Annotated in this window: 18 protein-coding genes; 8 read left to right on the top strand and 10 right to left on the bottom strand. The window is 71.4% G+C overall.

The window, feature by feature from the left end; genetic code table 11:
* Positions 1-55: 55 nt before the first annotated feature.
* Complete coding sequence (locus E4N62_RS47700; RefSeq protein ID WP_230224786.1) at positions 56-751, bottom strand: L,D-transpeptidase family protein; 696 nt, start codon at positions 749-751, stop codon at positions 56-58.
* Between the two features lie 377 nt (positions 752-1128).
* Between E4N62_RS47700 and E4N62_RS47695 the strand changes: the two genes are divergently transcribed.
* The 3 genes from E4N62_RS47695 (at position 1129) to E4N62_RS47685 (ending at position 5450) form a co-directional block, all read left to right on the top strand.
* On the top strand, positions 1129-2973 hold the full coding sequence (locus E4N62_RS47695; RefSeq protein ID WP_230224782.1) for an ABC transporter ATP-binding protein: 1845 nt from the start codon (positions 1129-1131) through the stop codon (positions 2971-2973).
* A complete protein-coding gene (locus tag E4N62_RS47690; RefSeq protein WP_230224780.1) occupies positions 2970-4751 on the top strand; it encodes an ABC transporter ATP-binding protein in 1782 nt (593 codons plus the stop codon). Before E4N62_RS47695 ends, E4N62_RS47690 begins: the two co-directional genes overlap by 4 nt.
* Positions 4752-4979: 228 nt before the next feature.
* Positions 4980-5450 (top strand): DUF5709 domain-containing protein, encoded by a 471-nt coding sequence (locus E4N62_RS47685; protein WP_184897400.1) that lies wholly within the window; start codon positions 4980-4982, stop codon positions 5448-5450.
* Positions 5451-5515: 65 nt separating this feature from the next.
* Here the strand turns inward: E4N62_RS47685 and E4N62_RS47680 are convergent, their stop codons facing one another.
* Positions 5516-6310 carry a metal-dependent hydrolase gene (locus E4N62_RS47680; RefSeq protein WP_230224779.1) on the bottom strand — a complete coding sequence of 265 codons (795 nt, stop codon included), beginning with the start codon at positions 6308-6310 and terminating at the stop codon, positions 5516-5518.
* Positions 6311-6476: 166 nt separating this feature from the next.
* Between E4N62_RS47680 and E4N62_RS47675 the strand changes: the two genes are divergently transcribed.
* Both E4N62_RS47675 and E4N62_RS47670 read left to right on the top strand, forming a co-directional pair.
* A complete protein-coding gene (locus tag E4N62_RS47675; protein ID WP_230224776.1) occupies positions 6477-8990 on the top strand; it encodes an RNA helicase in 2514 nt (837 codons plus the stop codon).
* A 19-nt stretch (positions 8991-9009) separates the two neighbouring features.
* Positions 9010-9885 (top strand): acyl-CoA thioesterase II, encoded by an 876-nt coding sequence (locus E4N62_RS47670; RefSeq protein ID WP_184897395.1) that lies wholly within the window; start codon positions 9010-9012, stop codon positions 9883-9885.
* A gap of 8 nt (positions 9886-9893) precedes the next feature.
* Here the strand turns inward: E4N62_RS47670 and E4N62_RS47665 are convergent, their stop codons facing one another.
* The 7 genes from E4N62_RS47665 to E4N62_RS47635 form a co-directional block, all read right to left on the bottom strand.
* Positions 9894-10964, bottom strand: coding sequence for a DUF6397 family protein (locus E4N62_RS47665; protein WP_230224774.1), 1071 nt, complete (start codon positions 10962-10964; stop codon positions 9894-9896).
* 130 nt (positions 10965-11094) lie between these two features.
* Complete coding sequence (locus E4N62_RS47660; RefSeq protein ID WP_230224772.1) at positions 11095-11508, bottom strand: roadblock/LC7 domain-containing protein; 414 nt, start codon at positions 11506-11508, stop codon at positions 11095-11097.
* 224 nt (positions 11509-11732) lie between these two features.
* A complete protein-coding gene (locus E4N62_RS47655; protein ID WP_230224770.1) occupies positions 11733-12338 on the bottom strand; it encodes an ATP/GTP-binding protein in 606 nt (201 codons plus the stop codon).
* A gap of 187 nt (positions 12339-12525) precedes the next feature.
* Positions 12526-12942 (bottom strand): DUF742 domain-containing protein, encoded by a 417-nt coding sequence (locus E4N62_RS47650; protein WP_230224769.1) that lies wholly within the window; start codon positions 12940-12942, stop codon positions 12526-12528.
* Between the two features lie 20 nt (positions 12943-12962).
* Positions 12963-13400: a roadblock/LC7 domain-containing protein gene (locus tag E4N62_RS47645; RefSeq protein WP_230224768.1), complete on the bottom strand. Its 438-nt coding sequence runs from the start codon at positions 13398-13400 to the stop codon at positions 12963-12965.
* Complete coding sequence (locus E4N62_RS47640) at positions 13397-15727, bottom strand: nitrate- and nitrite sensing domain-containing protein (RefSeq protein WP_230224767.1); 2331 nt, start codon at positions 15725-15727, stop codon at positions 13397-13399. Before E4N62_RS47640 ends, E4N62_RS47645 begins: the two co-directional genes overlap by 4 nt.
* A gap of 255 nt (positions 15728-15982) precedes the next feature.
* Complete coding sequence (locus tag E4N62_RS47635; protein WP_230224766.1) at positions 15983-16759, bottom strand: MHYT domain-containing protein; 777 nt, start codon at positions 16757-16759, stop codon at positions 15983-15985.
* A gap of 152 nt (positions 16760-16911) precedes the next feature.
* Here E4N62_RS47635 and E4N62_RS47630 point away from each other — a divergent pair, with 152 nt between their 5' ends.
* From E4N62_RS47630 to E4N62_RS47620, 3 genes are all read left to right on the top strand, one after another.
* Positions 16912-17511, top strand: a complete 600-nt coding sequence (locus tag E4N62_RS47630) for a class I SAM-dependent methyltransferase (RefSeq protein WP_230224765.1) — start codon at positions 16912-16914, stop codon at positions 17509-17511.
* A 151-nt stretch (positions 17512-17662) separates the two neighbouring features.
* Positions 17663-17959 carry a hypothetical protein gene (locus E4N62_RS47625; protein ID WP_230224764.1) on the top strand — a complete coding sequence of 99 codons (297 nt, stop codon included), beginning with the start codon at positions 17663-17665 and terminating at the stop codon, positions 17957-17959.
* Between the two features lie 158 nt (positions 17960-18117).
* Entirely contained in the window at positions 18118-18984 is an 867-nt protein-coding gene (locus E4N62_RS47620) for a hypothetical protein (RefSeq protein WP_230224763.1), read from the top strand.
* Positions 18985-19027: 43 nt separating this feature from the next.
* Here E4N62_RS47620 and E4N62_RS47615 read toward each other — a convergent pair whose 3' ends face one another.
* Positions 19028-19240, bottom strand: a complete 213-nt coding sequence (locus E4N62_RS47615; protein WP_078853702.1) for a hypothetical protein — start codon at positions 19238-19240, stop codon at positions 19028-19030.
* Between the last annotated feature and the right edge of the window lie 36 nt (positions 19241-19276).

Below are 19276 nucleotides of genomic sequence, written 5' to 3'. Positions count from 1 at the left end.
ATCTCCGCCGCAATGGCATCTCCGGCCACAAGCGCCCATGTGCGTACCGGGCGCCTCAGGCCTCCAGCGCCGCCTTGTCCCCCATGACGATCACCGGGTGCTGGGCCGGGTCGAGGGTGCGCAGCAGGTACTCCATGCCGGACTTGGACAGGCTGACACAAGCCGAGGTGCCGCTGCCGTGGTCCATGTGCAGCCAGATGCTGCCGCCCTTGGACTGGCCCTCGGGACGCGTCGGGTCGATCGGCGAGGTGCCCTTGACCCGGTTGTAGTCGATCGCGATGACGTAGTCGAAGTCGTGCCAGTGCGTCTCGGCCCAGTAGTGCGGCGCCTGGAACGCCGCCGACCTGCTGTACGGCAGCTTGGATCCCGGGTCGGCCAGGACCCCTCCCGCGTCGCTCAGCGTGAACACGCCGACCGGACTGCGCTTGTCACCCTCCCGATGGTCGGTGGTCCACCCCTTCTTTCCATTGTGGCCCTCCCAACTGCGGGTCTTCTTCCAGGTGGAACCGCTCTTCGTGTACAGCACGACCGTGGCGTCGGCGTCGTCCCTGCCCTCTCCGTAGACGGCCACGACCTGGCGGGACTCCGCGGGGATCTGCTTCTGCAGACGGTCGCCGACACCCGGGACACGGGTCGGGTCCGCGGCCTCGGCCGCCGCGCGATCCGTGCCGCTCCCGGACGCCGTGGCGTTCCTCTCGGCCTTGGCGCCGTCGCTCGTGTCACCCGAACCGCCGCACGCCGCAGCCGACATCACCAGGGCGCCACAGACCACCACGGCGAGCCCGACACGAGCCGCGCCCCTCCTCGCGCCCGCGTCGTCCGCACCACCCGCGCCGCCCATACCTTCTTCGCCCACCGTGCCGGTTCGTCCCCGCCTGGTACCGCCTATTCGCATGCGATCCATCGTCGCACCGCTCATCGGACACGAGCGCCCGCCGCCGCGCACGCCGGGCCTCCCAAGGACGGTCCAGGCCGAAAATTTGCCCGGCACCGGAAAACCGTTTGCCTCCGACCACGACGCGACGCGAACCTTTCACAGCCGGTCACTGGACCTCGCCGCCCCTTTTCTCCCCACTTCTCCCCTACTTCTCCCCACTTCCCCACCCTGACTCGAGCCTCTGGGACGTCATGCAGATTCAAGACCTTCCGTACGAAGACCCGGGCGTGCCGGACGCTCGCTCGGGCCCACGATTCCTGTGGTGGCTCGGCCGGAATCAACTGGGCGGACAGTTCCAGGCGCTGGCGTGGGGGTTGTTGCACTTCACCTCCGTGGCCGGACTTCCGTTCTGCGTCGGCTTCGCCGTCCAGGCCGTCGTCGACCGCTCCGGCTCCCGACTCGCCCTCGCGGGCGTGGTGCTGCTGGCGTGCGGGTTCACCATCGCGCTGGGCGACACCTTCCTGCACCGGTCGGCGGTCACCAACTGGATCACGGCCGCCGCCCGTGTCCAGCAGTTGCTGGCCCGCAAGACGGCCCAGCTCGGCTCGGCGCTGACTCGCCGGGTCGCGGCCGGAGAGGTGGTCGCGGTCTCCACCGGCGACGTCGAGAAGATCGGCTGGTTCGTCGAGGCCGTCTCCCGCTTCACCGCCGCCGCGCTCACTGTGGTGCTGGTCTGCGTCGGCCTCGTCGTGTACCAGCCCGCCCTGGGCGTCGTCGTCGCCGTGGGAGTGCCCGTCCTCGCCCTGGCCGTGCTTCCGCTGCTGCCCCGCGCGACCCGCCGCGCCGACTTCCAGCGCGAGAAGGCGGGCCGTGCCACCGAGCTGGCCTCCGACACCGTCGCGGGCCTGCGCGTGCTGCGTGGCATCGGCGGCGAGGAGCTCTTCCTGGACCGCTACCGCAGCGCCTCCCAGGAGGTCCGGCACGCCGCCGTCCGCAGCGCCCGTATGTGGGCCCTCATCTCAGGCATCCAGGTGCTGCTGCCAGGGCTGCTGATGGTCGCGGTCGTCTGGCACGGCGTGGGTCTCGCCCGTGAGGGCCGGATCACGGTCGGCGAACTGGTCACCGTGTACAGCGCGGTCATGCTGCTGACGTATCCGCTCAGACACTTCGAGGAGATCGCGATGGCGTACTCCTTTTCCCGTCCGTCCGCGAACCGGGCCGCCGGGGTGCTGTCGCTGGAGCGGAGCACGGACACCGAGGGGTCCCGCGAGGCCACCGTGCCCACCGGGGACCTGTACGACCCGGCCACCGGGCTGCTCGCGCCCGCCGGGTGTCTCACAGCGGTGGTGTGCGGTGACCCCGACGCGGCCGGACGACTGGCGGAACGGCTGGGCGGCCACGCCCCCGAGGAGGGCACCTCCGTGCTCCTCGACGGTGTACCGCTCGACGAACTGCCCCTCGACTCCGCCCGCACGGCCGTCCTCGTCCAGGACAAGGACCCGGTGCTGCTCTCCGGCACCCTCCGCGAACTCCTCGACGTCCCCGCCTCGGGCCACGTCACCGCCGAGGAGGCGCTGATCGCCGCCCAGTGCGGTGACGTGCTGGAAGCCCTGGTCCAGGGGTCACTGGACGCCGAGGACCCGCTGGACGCGCGGATCACCGAGCGCGGACGGTCCCTGTCCGGCGGGCAGCGCCAGCGACTCGCCCTGGCCCGCTCCCTGATCACGGACCCGAACGTGCTGGTCCTCGACGAGCCGACCTCCGCCGTCGACTCGCACACCGAGGCGAGGATCGCCGCCGGCGTCCGCTCGCTGCGGGCGGGCGGCACGACGGTCGTGCTGACCTCCTCGCCCCTCCTGCTCGACCTCGCCGACCGCGTCGTCCTCGTCCATGACGGCGAGGTGGCGGCAGTCGGCCTGCACCGCGACCTGATCCACAAGGAACCCCGGTACCGGGCCGTCGTCACCCGCGAGACCGACGAGGAGACCCGTGAGAAGGACGCCGAGAAGACCGCCTTCACCGTACGGCCGCAGGACCGCAGGACCGCTCTCAGCGACGTGCTGGACGAACTGGAAGACATCGAGGAGACCGCATGATCGGCGTGGTGCCCCCGGCCTACGACCCGGCCGCCCCGACGACGGCGAACACCCTGCCCGTCGGCGCCCCCGCGACCGTACGCGCCTACGTGGCAGAACTGTTCCGCCGGCACCGCCGGGCCTTCGTCCTGCTCATCACCGTCAACACGGTCGCGGTCGTGGCCTCGATGGCGGGCCCCTACCTGCTCGGCGCACTCGTCGAGCGGGTCTCCGACGGGGCGCGTGAACTCCATCTGGAAGTCAGCGCGGCGGTGTTCGTCGTCGCCCTCGTCGTCCAGGCCGTCTTTGTACGGGAGGTACGGCTGCGCGGCGCCATGCTCGGCGAGCGGATACTGGCCGACCTGCGCGAGGACTTCCTAGTCCGGTCGGTCGGCCTGCCGCCGGGTGTCCTGGAACGCGCCGGCACGGGTGACCTGCTCTCCCGCATCACCACGGACATCGACCGGCTGGCCAACGCCATGCGCGAGGCGGTGCCCCAGCTGGCCATCGGGGTGGTGTGGGTCGTCCTGCTCGTCGGCGGCCTCGCCGTGACCGCGCCCCCGCTGGCCCTCGCCGTCCTGCTGGCCCTGCCCGTGCTGGTCGTCGGCTGCCGCTGGTACTTCAAGCGTGCCCCTTCCGCATACCGCTCGGAGTCCGCCGGGTACGCCGCCGTCGCCGCCGTCCTCGCGGAGACGGTGGACGCCGGCCGCACCGTCGAGGCCCACCGCCTCGGCACCCGCCGCATCGACCTCTCCGACCAGCGGGTCCGCGAATGGACCGCCTGGGAGCGGTACACCCTGTGGTTGCGGTCGGTGCTCTTCCCCGTGATCAATTTCACGCACACCACGGTCCTCGGGTCCGTCCTGATCATCGGCGGGGTGTTCGTCCTCCAGGGCTGGATCAGCCTCGGGCAGCTGACCACGGGCGCGCTCATCGCCCAGATGCTCGTCGACCCGATCAACCTGATCCTCCGCTGGTACGACGAGCTGCAGGTCGCCGAGGTGTCGCTGGCCCGTCTGGTCGGGGTACGGGACATCGAGCCCGATGCGGGCGACCCGGCCGTGGCCCCCGAGGGGCGACATGTCCACGCCGACCGGGTGCGCTTCGGATACCGCGAAGGCGTCGACGTCCTGCGCAAGGTCTCCCTGGAGGTCGCGCCCGGCACCCGGCTCGCCCTCGTCGGCCCGTCCGGCGCGGGCAAGTCGACCCTGGGCCGACTGCTCGCCGGGATCTACGCCCCCCGCGACGGCCGTGTGACCCTCGGCGGTGCCGAGCTGTCCCGGATGCCCGCCGAGGACGTCCGCTCCCACGTCGCCCTGGTCAACCAGGAGCACCACGTGTTCGTCGGCTCCCTCCGCGACAACCTGCTTCTGGCCCGCACGGGCGCCCGGGACGCCGAGCTGTGGGCGGCGCTGGGCGCGGTCGACGCCGACGCCTGGGCGCGGGCGCTGGACGAGGGACTGGACACCGAGGTCGGTTCCGGCGGGTTCACGCTCACCCCGGCGCAGGCCCAGCAGATCGCGCTGGCCCGGCTGGTCCTCGCCGACCCGCACACACTGGTCCTGGACGAGGCGACCTCACTCCTCGACCCGCGGGCGGCCCGCCACCTGGAACGCTCGCTCGCCCGCGTCCTCGACGGCCGTACCGTCGTCGCCATCGCCCACCGTCTGCACACCGCCCACGACGCCGACGTCATCGCCGTCGTCGAGAACGGCCGCATCAGCGAGCTGGGCAGCCACGACCAGCTCGTCGCGGCGGACGGCGCGTACGCCGCGCTGTGGAGGTCGTGGCACGGCTGACCGACGCGCGGGCCCCGGCAGCGGGGGCCGACTCCGGCGGGGTCCGACGGCTGCCGTCGCCCTGCCGTTGCGCGGTGCCGAACGCGAGTGGAAGGCTGGTGGTGGGCACTGATTCGGGGGACGCCCGTGAACCGCCCGGTTCGCGGGGTTCGGGCCGTGGCCCAGCGGTCCGTGCGCCCACCGTCGCCGGACGGTGGCACCGGGCCCGCCCCACCACTGGAGGTACCCGTGGACAGAGCCGGCGGATGGGGAGACGACGTCTACCAGCCAGACGGATCCGAGATCCAGGACGACGCGGGGCTGCTGGACGCCGAGGACACCCTGGTCGCCGACGGTGTGGCCGACCCCCTCGACCGGGGCTGGTCCCCACCGGAGCGGCCATGGGCGGTGGAGCACACCGGTGTCACGGCGGCGGAGCGACTGCGCGGGGAGACGCTGGAGCAGCGCCTCGCCGAAGAGCTCCCGGACATCGCCTACCCCGACGGAGACGGCATCGGCGACACCCAGGACACCGACGGCGAGCCGCTGGACAACGAGGTGGGCGACCTCCGCTCCGGCCGTCTGGTCGCCCCCGACGAGGGCGCGCACGAGGACGAGGAGAGCAGGTTGATCGCCACCGACGTGGGAATCGACGGAGCCGCCGCCTCCGCCGAGGAGGCCGCCATGCACATCGTGGACGAGGACTCCCTGCCGGGCTGACCGCCGCGCGAGCACGTCACCCAGGGCTGGGCGGCCGTAGCGTCGGCGGGGGTGCCCGTGCCCGGTCAGATGACGTTCAGCGCCGCCGCCGCGCCCACTCCCCCGAGCACCATGAACACCGGCATCAGCACCCTCAGCTCGACCCAGCTGCCGGCCCGGAACCGCATCGCCTTCGGCGGGCCCACGGGGTACCAGCGCTTGCGCCCGATCGGTATCGGCCACAGGATCGGGCAACCCGAGACGGTCAGCGAGTCCCCGATGTCGTGCACCAGCGCCCCCAGCACGATCGGCAGCCCGAGCCACAGATACTCCTGGCCCGGCTGTGTGAACAGCCAGTCGGCCCCGTTGCCCGGCTTGTCCAGGACCCCGGCGAGGATCCAGGCGCTCGTCGCCGCCAGCAGCCACACCAGCACATCGCTGCTCGAACCCCGGGCCGCCCGCCACAGCAGGCCCTCGATGGCCAGGACCAGGTGCACGAAGAGAATGGCCAGCACCGCCCAGCGCCCCCCGGTGATGGCGGCGACGGAGGCACCGGCGCCGAGCAGCGCTGCCCACAGCCAGGTGTGCGTGAGCGTGCGGTGCCCACCCGAGCGACGCGGGTCGCCCTGCTTCTTCGTCGCCTTGTAGACGGCGTAGGACAGCTTGTCGACGATCTCGCACACCCAGCGTGACAGCGGACCGAAGGAACGGGAGATCGTCGCCGCCTTGTGGTCCAGGTCGGGGGCGAGCGCGGCACCCGCGCAGATCAGCGCACCGACCAGGAGCACCGGCCAGGGCATCGTGTGCCCGGTGGCGGCCGCCGCGGCTCCCACGCCGAGCCAGGCGGCGGCTCCCGACAGTGAGTGTGCTGGTCCCATCATGGCCGTGCCCCGTCCCGTTCTGTTCGTGCCGCTGTCCAGGCGCCTTGTGCCGCTGTCCAGTTGTCCAGGTGCGCTGACGTTCCGTCGGCGTCACAGCGTAGCGTTCGCGATCTTCGGTCCGGCAGCCGATTCCCCCATCGGGTGCGCGGGCAGGCAAGATGGGGGCGTGACCCTCATCGATCAGCTGCCGCGGACCGCCGACCCCGACGCCCTCTACGAAGCCTTCGAGTCGTGGGCCCAGGAACGCGGTCTCACCCTCTATCCGCACCAGGAGGAGGCGCTCATCGAGGTGGTCTCCGGCGCGAACGTGATCGTGTCGACGCCCACCGGCTCCGGCAAGAGCATGATCGCGGCGGGTGCCCACTTCGCGGCGCTCGCCCGCGACGAGGTCACCTTCTACACGGCTCCGATCAAGGCGCTCGTCTCGGAGAAGTTCTTCGAGCTGTGCAAGATCTTCGGTACCGAGAACGTCGGCATGCTCACCGGCGACGCCTCCGTGAACGCCGACGCCCCCGTCATCTGCTGCACCGCCGAGGTGCTGGCCTCGATCGCGCTGCGCGACGGCAAGCACGCCGACGTCGGCCAGGTCGTGATGGACGAGTTCCACTTCTACGCGGAGGGCGATCGGGGCTGGGCCTGGCAGATCCCGATCCTCGAGCTGCCGCAGGCCCAGTTCATCCTGATGTCGGCGACCCTCGGCGACGTCTCGATGTTCGAAAAGGACCTCACCCGGCGCACCGGTCGCCCGACCGCCGTGGTCCGCTCGGCGACGCGTCCGGTGCCCCTGTCCTACGAGTACGTCCTGACCCCGCTGACGGAGACGCTCACCGAGCTGCTCGCCACCAAGCAGGCTCCGGTCTACATCGTGCACTTCACGCAGGCGCAGGCCGTGGAACGGGCGCAGGCGCTGATGAGCATCAACATGTGCACGCGGGAGGAGAAGGACCAGATCGCCGAGCTGATCGGCAACTTCCGCTTCACCACCAAGTTCGGCCGCAACCTCTCCCGTTACGTGCGGCACGGCATCGGCGTCCACCACGCCGGCATGCTGCCCAAGTACCGACGCCTGGTGGAGAAGCTCGCCCAGGCCGGTCTGCTGAAGGTCATCTGCGGCACGGACACGCTCGGCGTCGGCGTCAACGTCCCCATCCGCACCGTGTTGTTCACCGCCCTCACCAAGTACGACGGCAATCGTGTGCGGACCCTGCGGGCCCGTGAGTTCCACCAGATCGCGGGCCGCGCGGGCCGCGCGGGCTTCGACACGGCGGGCTTCGTGGTGGCGCAGGCGCCCGAGCACGTCATCGAGAACGAGAAGGCCCTCGCCAAGGCCGGCGACGATCCGAAGAAGCGTCGCAAGGTGGTGCGCAAGAAGGCTCCCGAGGGGTTCGTCGGCTGGACCGACAACACCTTCGAGAAGCTCATCGCCTCCGATCCGGAACCGCTGACCTCCCGCTTCCGTGTCACTCACACCATGCTGCTGTCGGTGATCGCGCGGCCGGGCAACGCCTTCGAGGCGATGCGCCATCTGCTGGAGGACAACCATGAGCCCCGCAAGCAGCAGTTGCGGCACATCCGCCGTGCGATCGCGATCTACCGCTCGCTCCTCGACGGCGGCATCGTCGAGAAGCTCGACCAGCCGGACGCCGAGGGCCGTATCGTCCGGCTGACGGTCGATCTCCAGCAGGACTTCGCGCTCAACCAGCCGCTGTCCACCTTCGCGCTGGCCGCGTTCGAACTTCTGGACCCCGAATCCCCTTCGTACGCCCTCGACATGGTGTCCGTCGTCGAGTCGACGCTGGACGACCCGCGGCAGATCCTCGCCGCCCAGCAGAACAAGGCGCGCGGCGAGGCCGTGGCCGCGATGAAGGCCGACGGCGTCGAGTACGAGGAGCGCATGGAGCGGCTGCAGGACGTCAGCTACCCCAAGCCGCTGGAGGAGCTGCTCTTCCACGCGTACAACACGTACCGCAAGAGCCACCCCTGGGTCGGCGACCATCCGCTGTCGCCGAAGTCCGTGATCCGTGACATGTACGAACGGGCCATGTCCTTCACGGAGTTGGTGTCCCACTACGAACTGGCCCGCACCGAGGGCATCGTGCTGCGCTACCTCGCCGGCGCCTACAAGGCACTCGACCACACCGTCCCCGACGATCTGAAGTCCGACGATCTGGAGGATCTGATCGCCTGGCTCGGGGAGATGGTGCGCCAGGTCGACTCCAGTCTCCTCGACGAGTGGGAGCAACTGGCCAACCCCGAGGAGATGACGGCCGAGGAGGCCCAGGAGCGGGCCGACCAGGTCAGGCCGGTCACCTCCAACGCGCGTGCCTTCCGGGTGCTCGTCCGCAACGCCATGTTCCGTCGCGTCGAACTCGCCGCGCTCGACCAGGTGGACGAGTTGGGCGAGATGGACGCCGAGGCCGGTTGGGACGCCGAGCGGTGGGGCGAGGCGATGGACAAGTACTGGGACGAGTACGAGGAACTCGGCACCGGTCCCGATGCCCGTGGCCCGCGGCTGTTGATGATCGAGGAGGAGCCGCAGAACGGGCTGTGGCGGGTCCGGCAGACCTTCGCCGACCCGAACGGCGATCATGACTGGGGGATCAGCGCGGAGATCGATCTCGCGGCCTCCGACGCCGAGGGACGCGCCGTCGTCAAGGTCACCGACGTCGGTCAGCTGTGAGCACAGGAGAGGCCAGCACATGACGACCAACCCCGCCGAGCGGCTCGTCGACCTGCTCGACCTGGAGCAGATCGAGGTCAACATCTTCCGCGGGCGCAGCCCGCAGGAGTCCCTGCAGCGGGTCTTCGGCGGGCAGGTCGCCGGCCAGGCTCTGGTCGCCGCCGGACGCACCACCGAGGGCGACCGGCCCGTGCATTCATTGCACGCGTACTTCCTGCGCCCCGGCCGTCCCGGGGTGCCGATCGTGTACCAGGTGGAGCGGGTGCGGGACGGGCGGTCGTTCACCACGCGCCGGGTCACCGCCGTGCAGCAGGGCCGCACGATCTTCAATCTGACCGCCTCCTTTCACAAGCCTGAAGAGGGGAGCTTCGAGCACCAGTTGCCGCCGGCCCGCAAGGTGCCCGACCCCGAGTCGCTGCCGACGGTGACGCAGGAGATCAGCGAGCATCTGGGCACGCTTCCCGAGCAGTTGGAGCGCATGGCCCGGCGGCAGCCCTTCGACATCCGGTATGTCGACCGGCTGCGCTGGACGGCCGAGGAGGTCGAGCACGCCGAGCCGCGCAGTGCGGTGTGGATGCGCGCGGTGGGTCCCCTCGGCGACGACCCGCTCGTGCACACGTGCGCGCTGACGTACGCCAGCGACATGACGCTTCTGGACGCCGTCCGCATTCCGGTGGAGCCCCTCTGGGGGCCCCGTGGCTTCGACATGGCGTCGCTGGACCACGCGATGTGGTTCCACCGGCCGTTCCGCGCGGACGAGTGGTTCCTGTACGACCAGGAGTCCCCGATCGCGGTGGGCGGCCGCGGACTGGCCCGCGGCCGTATCTACGACCTGGAGGGACGTCTGCTCGTGTCGGTCGTGCAGGAAGGACTGTTCCGCAAGCTCGAGGCGTGACCGGCGGGTCAGTGGTGTCTGCGGCGGAGCCAGCCCAGCAGACCGCGTCGCCCTTCGGGAGCCGTGCCGGCGCCGGGCGCGGGGTGCCCGGGGCGTCGTCGGCCCCGGGGTGGCCGCGCTGCGGGGCGGGTCGCCGCGCCGGGTGTCTCGTCCCAGGCCGGCGACCACCGCACCTTCCGGCGGGGCCTCGGGGCGAGTCGGTGTGCCCGGGCCTCGCCGAGGGACCGCTGGAGGTCCGCCCGTAGCCAGGCGATCTCACCGGGGTCGTCCGCGGTCATGATCCGCGCGGTGATCCGTGCGGCGGGCGAGTCGGGCGTCCCGTGCTCGGCTCGTACGGGCCGGTGGAAATGCAGGTGGGCGCGCTCGTAGGGGTCATGGACGATCTCGGCGACCTGGACGGGGTCGAGCAGGGAGGCCGTGGCGGCCGCGCGGCTCCAGGGGTCGTCGGCCTGCCTCAGCAGGGCTCCGAGGTGGCGCCCACGCCAGTTCCGGGGGCGCAGGTCCAGTCCCGCGTCCAGTCGGCGCCTGAGATCCTCCGGGACACGCTCCGTCAGCCAGGGGGCGTTCCTCTCGTCAGCCGCGAACTGCCGCAGTTCGGCCGACGGATAGAGCCAGAGCACGGCGCGGTAGCGGTTGAGAGAGAACTTGACCGGTGTGACCAGTCCCAGGCGCGCGAGGCGCGTGAACCGGGTGGGCGGCACGCCCAGGATCTCGGCGGCTGCTTTGGTCCCCACGGCCTCGACCCGTTCCCGCAGGGTCTCGGGGAAGCCCTTCTCGGCCCGGAGCCGCTCGACCTCCGCCCGTGTGACGCGACGGCCTCCGCCTCCGTCGTCGACGACCGTTCGCAGGCAGCCCAGTTGTACGGCGAGGTCGATTTCGCTGCGTTTCAGGCCCAGTTCGCGTGCGGCTCGGCTCAGTGCCAGGGTGCCGCCGGCCGCCCCGGCGGTCCTGACTACACTGGCCGCCCTCTTCGATGCCGGGGCGCCGCGTCGTGTGGTGGGCGTGCTGAACTCGGCGGTCGTGGTGTGGGTGTCGGTGGTGGTGTGTGTGGCCGACTGTGTGACGGTGTCGCCGGACATGGCGGTTCTCCCCCGTGCGGTGTGGTGCTCGCGCTGGTCTCGCGCTCGCCTCGGGAAAAACCGTAGCCCGTTCGCGGAAAGTCGTGGCGGGCCTGTGGATAACTCTGCCCGTCACAGAGAGAACCGCAGGTCAGCGGTCTACCGCGGCCGAGCGTTCGGGGTGCCTGGCGTCCACTCGGAGATGTTCGCCGACCCGGTTCACCAACAGCGTCATCTCGTACCCGATCTGCCCGATGTCCGCCTCCGCCGCGCTGAGGACGCACAGGCAGCTGCCGGGCCCGGCGGCGGTCACGAAGAGCACCGCGTCGTCGAACTCGATCATCGTCTGTCGTACGTCACCGGCGCCGAAGTGGCGGCCCGAGCCCTTGGCGAGGCTGTGCAGACCCGACGAGACCGCGGCCAGGTGTTCGGAGTCCTCGCGCCGCAGGCCGGTGCTGGCCGCGGTGACCAGTCCGTCGTTGGACAGCACCAGGGCGTGTCGTATGGGTTCCACGCGCTCGGTCAGGTCGTCCAGCAGCCAACCGAGCCCCGCGTTCTGAGACATCGTTCGCACTCCCCGTTTCGTCGTTCCCCCGGACACGGAGGATCCGACGATTCAGCCTTCCCCACGGCCGCTGTCGGAGCAAGCAGGATCCGAACATGGCAGGGAAGATGACCGACAAGGCATGCCGGTCCTTCCGCGCGAACAGCGACAACGGGTGCTTCCCCACCCGAAACAGCGGTGTCAATGGCCAGTATTCGGCCAGGAACAGGCGTGTTGGCGCCGGTTCAGCCCACGGAGTCGAGCAGCCGGGCGGTGTGCATCCGCCCGGCGTATTCGACGAGGCGTATCAGCACTTCCTTGCCGGAGTCGCGGTCCCTGGCGTCGCAGAGGACCACGGGGGTTCCCTGGTCGAGGTCGAGGGCGCGTGAGACGTCCTGGGCGCCGTGGGCGCGTGCTTCCGAGAAGCAGTTGACGGCGACCACGAAGGGGATGTGCCGGTGCTCGAAGTAGTCCACGGCGGGGAAGCAGTCCTGCAGTCGCCGCGTGTCCGCGAGGACGACGGCGCCCAACGCCCCTTGCGCCAACTCGTCCCACATGAACCAGAACCGGTCCTGCCCCGGGGTGCCGAACAGGTAGAGCGAGAGCCCCGACCTGATGGTGATGCGGCCGAAGTCCATGGCGACGGTGGTGGTGACCTTCTGGTCCACCCCGTCCGTGTCGTCGACCGACTGGCCCACCTCGCTCAGGAGTTCCTCGGTGCGCAGCGGCTTGATCTCGCTGACCGCGCCGACCAGCGTGGTCTTGCCCACGCCGAATCCGCCGGCGACGAGGATCTTCAGTGCCAGGGCGCCCGTGTCGCCGTCTGTCTCATCGGAATGCTCGGAGACCATCGATCACTTCTCTCGGGAGTGTCGACCGTAATCGACATCGGTACGGCCGTGAGGAGTCAGCATCTTGGCAACTGCCGCTCGTTCATGGGGCGTTGGACCGGTATTTCTGCTCACCGACCGCTTGTGCCCGTTCGGAGCCGGGTTGGATGCGCAAGTCGGTACGGGTCGCAACCGGGTGCGTGTTCATCTACAGCGCCCTCAGCCCCTCGATCACCTCCCGCAGGATCCGTTCGTCCGGCAGTCGCGCGGGCGGCACAGGGCGACTGACGGTGACTCGGGCCGCCTCCACTAGGTCCCCGAGCAGTACCCGTACGACGCCGACGGGCAGGTCGGCGCCCGCGGCGAGTTCGGCGACCGACTGGGTCTCGGTCCGGCACAGTTCCAGGAGCGCGCGGTGTTCCGGACCGAGCAACGCGTCGTCGACCCCGGGTGCGCCGGGGTCGAGCGAGACCAGGGCGATCAGGTCGAAGCGCGGTCCGCCGTGGCCCGGTCTGGTGCGGCCGCCCGTCACGGCGTAGGGGCGGACGAGCGGCCCGGCCTCGTGGTCGTACCAGCGACCGCCCGCCGGTTCGTGCGGGGCGCCGGTGTCGCTGCCTTCGGTCATGAGCACGGCCTGTCCCTGGTTCATCCGGCCGTGGGCGGGCGTGCGCCGGCGCGGGTCGGTGTCCGCAGGTGCTCTCCGACGCGTTTCACCAGCCGTGCCATTTCGTACGCCACCAGCCCGATGTCGGCCGTGACGGAGGTGAGGAGGGCGAGGCAGGAGCCGTCTCCGGCGGCGGCGACGAAGAGGAAGCCGTCGTCCATCTCGACCATCGTCTGGCGTACGCCCCCTGCGCCGAAGTGGCGGCCCGCGCCCTTGGCGAGACTGTGGAAGCCGGAGGCGACCGCGGCGAGGTGCTCGGCGTCCTCGCGCCTGAGGTCGCTGGAGGCGCCGACCGCCAGGCCGTCGTTGGACAGGACCACGGCGTGCCGCACCTCGTGCACGCGCAGGACCAAGTCGTCCAGCAGCCAGTCGAGTTCACCGGAGCGTTCGGTGGCCCTGGTGCTCGGGTCCTGGATCATGCGGGGTCTCCTTCGCTGCTGTCGCGGGCCTTCGTGGGGCCCTGTGCGACTCCTCTGCCGGGTGCCCTGCCGCCGCCTCGTGCCCAGCCGTCGCGGTAGGCCGCCATGCGGTCCCTGACGAGTTCCGGCGTGCGCTCGTCGTCCGCTCCGGGCGCCGCCGCCGACGCGGGCTGCCCGGTGTGTCGCTCACGCAGTTGGGGCGCGAGGTGCGCCTGCCGTACGCGGCGCGGCAGTCCGTCCGTGTCCTGAGGTTCCGGCGCCCTGCGGTTCGGCCGCAGGGTGGTCACACCGGGCGGCGCCTCGGGCGGGCCCTGCTCCTCCGCGTTGCGCCCGGCGGAGGCCATGGGAGCCGTCAGGGCGTGGCGGTTCGCGGACTGCTCCACGGGTTCCTGACGCGGGGCCGCGGTCACGCGCGCGTACTCGCGTGCCTCGGGCTCCGGGGGTGCTTCGGCCGACGCTTCGGGGGAACGTTCCGGCACGCCGCTGTGGAGCAGCGCGGTGGGCAGGAGCACCACGGCCGTGGTGCCGCCGTAGGGGGAGGTCCGCAGATGGACCTTGATGCCGTGGCGTGCGGCGAGGCGGCTCACGACGAACAGGCCGAGCCGGTCGCTGTCGAACAGGTCGAGGGCCTCGGACTGTTCGATGCGGCGATTGGCCTCGGCGAGCGTCTCCTTGCCCATGCCGAGGCCCCGGTCCTCGACCTCCAGGGCGTAGCCGTTGCCGACCGGTTCGCCGGTGACCCGTACGCGCGTGTGGGGTGGTGAGAACTGGGCGGCGTTCTCCACGAGTTCGGCGAGGAGGTGGGTGAGGTCGGCGACCCCGGTGCCGACGATCTTCGCCTCGGGAAGTTGCCGCAGTTCCACGCGCGCGTAGTCCTCGATCTCGGAGACTGCCGCCCGGACCACGTTCGTCAGGGACACGGGCATGCGCCAGGCACGGCCCGGGGCGGCGCCGGAGAGGATGATCAGGCTCTCCGCGTGGCGTCGCATGCGCGTGGTGAGGTGGTCGAGGCGGAAGAGGTCGCTGAGTTCGTCGGGATCGTCGGAGCGGCGTTCCATGCTGTCGAGGAGACCGAGCTGGCGGTGCACCAGGATCTGGCTGCGGCGGGCGAGATTGACGAACACCCCGGAGATGCCGCTGGCGAGTTCGGCCCGCTCGACCGCCGCGCGCAGGGCCGCGCGGTGCACCGTGCCGAGGGCCTCGGCGACCTGACCGATCTCGTCCTCCGCGGGCGAGCCGGGCGGGGCCTCGGCGTCGACGTCGATCTCCTCGCCGGAGCGCAGTCTGCGCATGGCGTGCGGCAGTTTGCGGCGGGCGATCTCCAGGGCGCCGTTGCGCAGGCTCACCAACTCCACGACCAGACCGCGTCCGATGCGTACGGAGATGACGAGGGAGGCCGCGACCGCGGCGAGGCCGAGAAGCACGGCGGCGCCCGCCGGGGTGAGCAGTGCGCGGGTGAACGGGTCGGCCCGGTCGGCGACCCCGTGGCCGGCGTCCGTCTCGATACCGCGCATGTCGTCCCGCACGCGCGCGTGGGCGGACGTCCAGGCCGCTTCGGGAACGGCGTGGAGCACCTGCGCTCCGGGGTGGCTCGCGACCACCTCGTCCTCGAGGGCACGCAGGTCGGCGTAGGCGTTCCCTCCGGCGAGTTCCTGCCAGGCCGCGTTCTCGGGGCCGCGCAGGTCCGCTCCGGCGGCTTCGGTCAGCGTGCGGCGTGTGTCGACGGCGCCGATGAACAGGCGCAGCCGTCCGCGGTCGAGGGTCTTGGCGAGGTGGGCGCCGGACAGGAGCGCGTCCTCCTGCGCCAGCGCCTCGGCCGCGCGGGAGAACTCCATCAGCACGCGCGCGTCGGAGCCGAGTTCAGCGTCCTGGATCCCGGTGAGCGCGCCTCCCACGCCGAAGGCGGTGGAGATGGTCGTGGTGTATCGCTCGTACGTCTGCGCCCAGCCGCTGCGGCGGTCGAGAACCGACGTCCGCAGCGCACGCAGGTCTTCGGCCCCGGTCACGAAGCCGGCGAGGCGTTCGGCGACCCCTGCGGGCAGGTCGGTTCCGTCGGCGACGGTGTGGCGGTCGCCGAGGCGCAGGGCGCCCACCGCCCGGTCGGTGCGGCGCGCGAGTCCGCGGAGCGTCTTCTCCCGCTCCGCGGAGGGTGCAGTGGCGTACCGTACGGCGGCCGCGCGTTCGGACTGGAGGGCCGCGACGGCGTCGGCGACCGGGCCGCGTACGGAGGCGTCGACGCGTTGCAGCTGACGGTGGCGGGCGACGTCCTGGGCGGTGGTGACGGTGGCGTAGGCCCACAGTGCGAGCAGGGAGACGACCGGCACCATCAGCAGACAGACGATCTTGGCGCGGACGGTGCGGGGGCGCAGCCGACGGCGTCCCGCGCGCGGGGTGGGCCGGTCGTCGGGGCGCCGGTGCCGTCGGTCGCGAGGTGCTCGTCGGCCGGTGGTCCGGCGTGGGCGCGGCGCCCGCGTATCGCGGGGCGGGGCGACGCCTCGGCGGCGGCTGTCGGGGTCCTGCGGGGTGTACGCATGGCCTCCTCGATCAGGGTTCGGGGGCGGGCTTCGAAGGCCGTAGCGCGGCTAGTGGGCGGCGGCGTTATCGACCGGCCGCTGGGCCGACGCGGATGCCTCGCGCTCCCCGGCCGTCGGCGACAGTGCGACGAACGCCGAGGTGAGGAAGAGGTAGGACCCGAGGCCGACGGCGAGGGGGAAGATGAACTGCATCGCCGTGGCCCCGGGCAGGACCGCCGCGGACGGAGTGACGTCCACGCGCACCGCCCACATCGCGGTGTAGTGCATGCTGGTCACCGCACCGCCCATGACGAGGGATGCGACGGTCACCGCGACGGGCGACTCGATGTTGAGGGCCGCCCAGAGAGCGGCGGTGGCCGCGACCACGGCGATCACGACGGAGAGGGCGACGAGTGCGGGATCGTAGGTCACGTCGCCGTGCAGCCGTACGGCCGCCATGCCCAGGTAGTGCATGCTCGCGACGCCCAGGCCGGTGGTGAGTCCGCCCAGCAGGAGCGCCCGGGCGCGGTCGCGGCCGTAGCCGACGGCGAAGACGCCGCCGCAGACGACGAGCATGGCGACCAGGAGGCTCAGAACGGTCAGGGGCACGTCGTAACGGATCTCGGTGCCACTGACGCCGAAGCCGAGCATCGCCACGAAGTGCATGGTCCAGATGCCGGTGCCGATCGCCGACGCCGCGGTGACGAGCCAGTTGCGACGGGACTTCCCGGCGGTGGCGAGGGCGCGGACCGTGCAGCGCAGTCCGAGGGCGGCGCCGATGCAGGCCATGGCGTACGACAGCGCGGGGGTCAGCCAGCCGAAGGTGGCGTGGTCCATGTGTCCCATGGCCCCGGGACGCTAGTGGGGGCACGGGAGCACGGAGGGGGCGCATTTCGAAAGCTGCCGCAATGTGCCGCATATATGCACAGGAACGACCGCCTCCCGCTCGAACGTGCGCGTCGTCTCCTCCATCGTCCCGGTGAGGGATCATGCGGAGCATGAGCGACGACCACACACACGTCCAGGAGTTCTTCACGGCACGGGCGGCCCGCTGGGACGCCCGCTTTCCCGACGACGGGCCCGCCTACGCCACCGCGGTCGCCGAGCTCGGTCTGCGCGAGGGTGAGCGGGTGCTCGACGCGGGGTGCGGCACGGGACGGGCCCTGACGCCGTTGCGTGCCGCCGTGGGGGCCTCGGGAGTGGTCCTCGGGGCCGATCTGACGCCCGCCATGCTGGAGGCCGCCGTACGGGCGGGGCGGGACCGTGACGGGCGGTTGGTGCTCGCCGACGTCGGCCGGCTGCCGCTGCGTACGGCGTCGCTGGACGCGGTGTTCGCCGCCGGGCTCGTCGCACACCTTTCGAACCCCGCGGAAAATCTGCGAGAACTGGCCCGGGTGGTCAGGCCGGGCGGCACGCTGGCCCTGTTCCACCCCATCGGCCGGGCGGCGCTCGCCGCACGCCAGGGGCGGCAGATCACCCCGGAGGACCTGCGTGCCGAGGCGAACCTGAGGCCGCTGCTGGCCGGTTCTGGCTGGCGCATGACGTCGTACGCCGACGAGGACACCCGATTCCTGGCGCTCGCCACGCGTGCGGGCTGACCCCTGCCCTCGCGCGGTGGATCGCGCCGAGGAAGGTCCGGAACGCGCCGTTCGTCGCTCTTCACCCCGCCGTCCCCCTTCTGTGGCCGCGAGTCCGTCTCTACGTTGAGTAGGACGAGCTGTGATACCGACGCGGGGGTAGGTAGCCCATATGTTCGGCAGCGTTCGCAAGTCCTTCGGCAGATTCCTCGACTCGTTGCGCGCGGAGCCCACCGCACGGGAGACGAAACGCACGCACAACCTGTTCGAGTCTGCCGCCGTCTACATCGCGGCGTGTGCCGAGGACGATCAGGACCAGATCGACGAGGCCACGACCTGGGTGTCGCCCGAGGCTTTGTCGTTCGGAGTCAGCGAGCTGGCGTGCCGGGCGGTGATCGCCCTCGCGCGGGAGCGCGACGAGTCGCCGCTGACGGTCGCGCGGTCACTTCTGGGGCTGCCCGCCGCCTGAACGAGTGAGGGTGTCCGGTCGTTTCGCCCCTGTCCACCCGGATACCTGCAGCTCGCCCGGGATATCCGCAGCTCCGCACGGGGTTCCCGCTCGTGACAAGGGCCCGTCGGGCGCATTAGGGTGCGCCGACGGACGAGCGAGAGCGATGGGAGGCCGGCATGGCCGGGACGGACGAGGACGCCGTCACCGCCGGGGACGACGACGCACTGTATGTGCTGACGGCGGTACTGCTCACGCCCGCGAACTTCCCCAGTGTGCTGGGCGACGACTACCCGGAGGCGTGCGCGGCTCTGGACCTCGCGCCGCTCGCCGACGGCTACGGGATCGTCCTGGGCCAGGACGGCGAGGGAGCGAGGTGGACGGTGGCGGTCGACGACGTGTCGCTGGTCGCCGTGGCCATCGCGTCGTGGGACTGCGGCATGGAGTACGACCTGTCGCCCGACGAGGACTCCGTGGTGGCCGCGCTGCCGGGCTGGCCCCTCGCGGTCGCCGTGTCGGCTCCGGGGGTGCCCGCTCCGCACGACCCCGATCCCGAGGTGTCGGACCGACCGCCGCTGAGCCCGCCGGACACCGCCGTCTGGGGTCCCGCCCAGCGGCGTCTGGGGGCCGACGAGATCGCTCTGCAGTGGTCCATGTGGCGGGAGCAGATCGACGACGCCTCGTTCGCCGGGCAGGGCGGCTCGGACGGGGCGGCGACGTCGGCGACAGGAGGCACGACGGAAGCCGGGCCGGGTGCCGGGAAGGACGACGGCGCTCCGCGCACGGGCATCCGCCGCGTGCTCGCGGAGGCGCGCGCGTACGTGGAGTCCCCTCCGCCCCTGGGCCGGGTGCGTTCCTCGTTCGCACCGGGTGACGCCCGCACCCTTCGCGCCGACGGTCCCGGCTGGTCGATGGTGGCCAGAACCGACGACATCGCGTTCGTCCTCCTCGACGAGGAACCCGGCGAGGTACTGCCGGTGGGCAGGGGCCCGGAACTGCCCGGTCTCCTGGAGTCCCTCGACAAGATCGCCGTACGTCCGAACTGATTCCGTCCGCCGCACCGGCCCGCTCGCGCGGGCCGGTGGCATTTCAGCGGCCGAGCTCCTTGCGTCCGGTGCGGCGCAGCCTGCGCCGCTGTGAGGGGTCCAGCGCCAGGTACGCGGCCGTGGGGATCCCCAGGACTATCAGCAGATTGGCCCAGAAGGGGAAGGGCAGCAGGATCAGCAGGACGATCCCGATTGCCGCACCCCCTGCGACGATCTTCGTGCTCTTCGACATCTCCGTCGCCTCCTTCGCGGCCACTGCCGCTCTCTGTCCTGAAAACGGGATCGGACTCCC

The sequence above is a fragment of the Streptomyces sp. MNU76 genome, from assembly GCF_020982545.1.
Classification (GTDB): Bacteria; Actinomycetota; Actinomycetes; order Streptomycetales; family Streptomycetaceae; genus Streptomyces.
The sequence above is the reverse complement of the archived record's forward strand: the minus strand, read 5'-3'. Positions and strand labels throughout refer to the sequence as shown.

Coding starts and splice junctions, on each gene's coding strand:
- E4N62_RS47650 (WP_230224769.1), bottom strand. CDS start 12,942: ATGACCGAAGGCAGCGACACCGGCGCCCCGCACGAACCGGCGGGCGGT.
- E4N62_RS47670 (WP_184897395.1), top strand. CDS start 9,010: ATGACGACCAACCCCGCCGAGCGGCTCGTCGACCTGCTCGACCTGGAG.
- E4N62_RS47645 (WP_230224768.1), bottom strand. CDS start 13,400: ATGATCCAGGACCCGAGCACCAGGGCCACCGAACGCTCCGGTGAACTC.
- E4N62_RS47625 (WP_230224764.1), top strand. CDS start 17,663: ATGTTCGGCAGCGTTCGCAAGTCCTTCGGCAGATTCCTCGACTCGTTG.
- E4N62_RS47630 (WP_230224765.1), top strand. CDS start 16,912: ATGAGCGACGACCACACACACGTCCAGGAGTTCTTCACGGCACGGGCG.
- E4N62_RS47655 (WP_230224770.1), bottom strand. CDS start 12,338: ATGGTCTCCGAGCATTCCGATGAGACAGACGGCGACACGGGCGCCCTG.
- E4N62_RS47620 (WP_230224763.1), top strand. CDS start 18,118: ATGGCCGGGACGGACGAGGACGCCGTCACCGCCGGGGACGACGACGCA.
- E4N62_RS47665 (WP_230224774.1), bottom strand. CDS start 10,964: ATGTCCGGCGACACCGTCACACAGTCGGCCACACACACCACCACCGAC.
- E4N62_RS47635 (WP_230224766.1), bottom strand. CDS start 16,759: ATGGGACACATGGACCACGCCACCTTCGGCTGGCTGACCCCCGCGCTG.
- E4N62_RS47680 (WP_230224779.1), bottom strand. CDS start 6,310: ATGATGGGACCAGCACACTCACTGTCGGGAGCCGCCGCCTGGCTCGGC.
- E4N62_RS47640 (WP_230224767.1), bottom strand. CDS start 15,727: ATGGTGCCGGTCGTCTCCCTGCTCGCACTGTGGGCCTACGCCACCGTC.
- E4N62_RS47695 (WP_230224782.1), top strand. CDS start 1,129: ATGCAGATTCAAGACCTTCCGTACGAAGACCCGGGCGTGCCGGACGCT.
- E4N62_RS47660 (WP_230224772.1), bottom strand. CDS start 11,508: ATGTCTCAGAACGCGGGGCTCGGTTGGCTGCTGGACGACCTGACCGAG.
- E4N62_RS47690 (WP_230224780.1), top strand. CDS start 2,970: ATGATCGGCGTGGTGCCCCCGGCCTACGACCCGGCCGCCCCGACGACG.
- E4N62_RS47700 (WP_230224786.1), bottom strand. CDS start 751: ATGTCGGCTGCGGCGTGCGGCGGTTCGGGTGACACGAGCGACGGCGCC.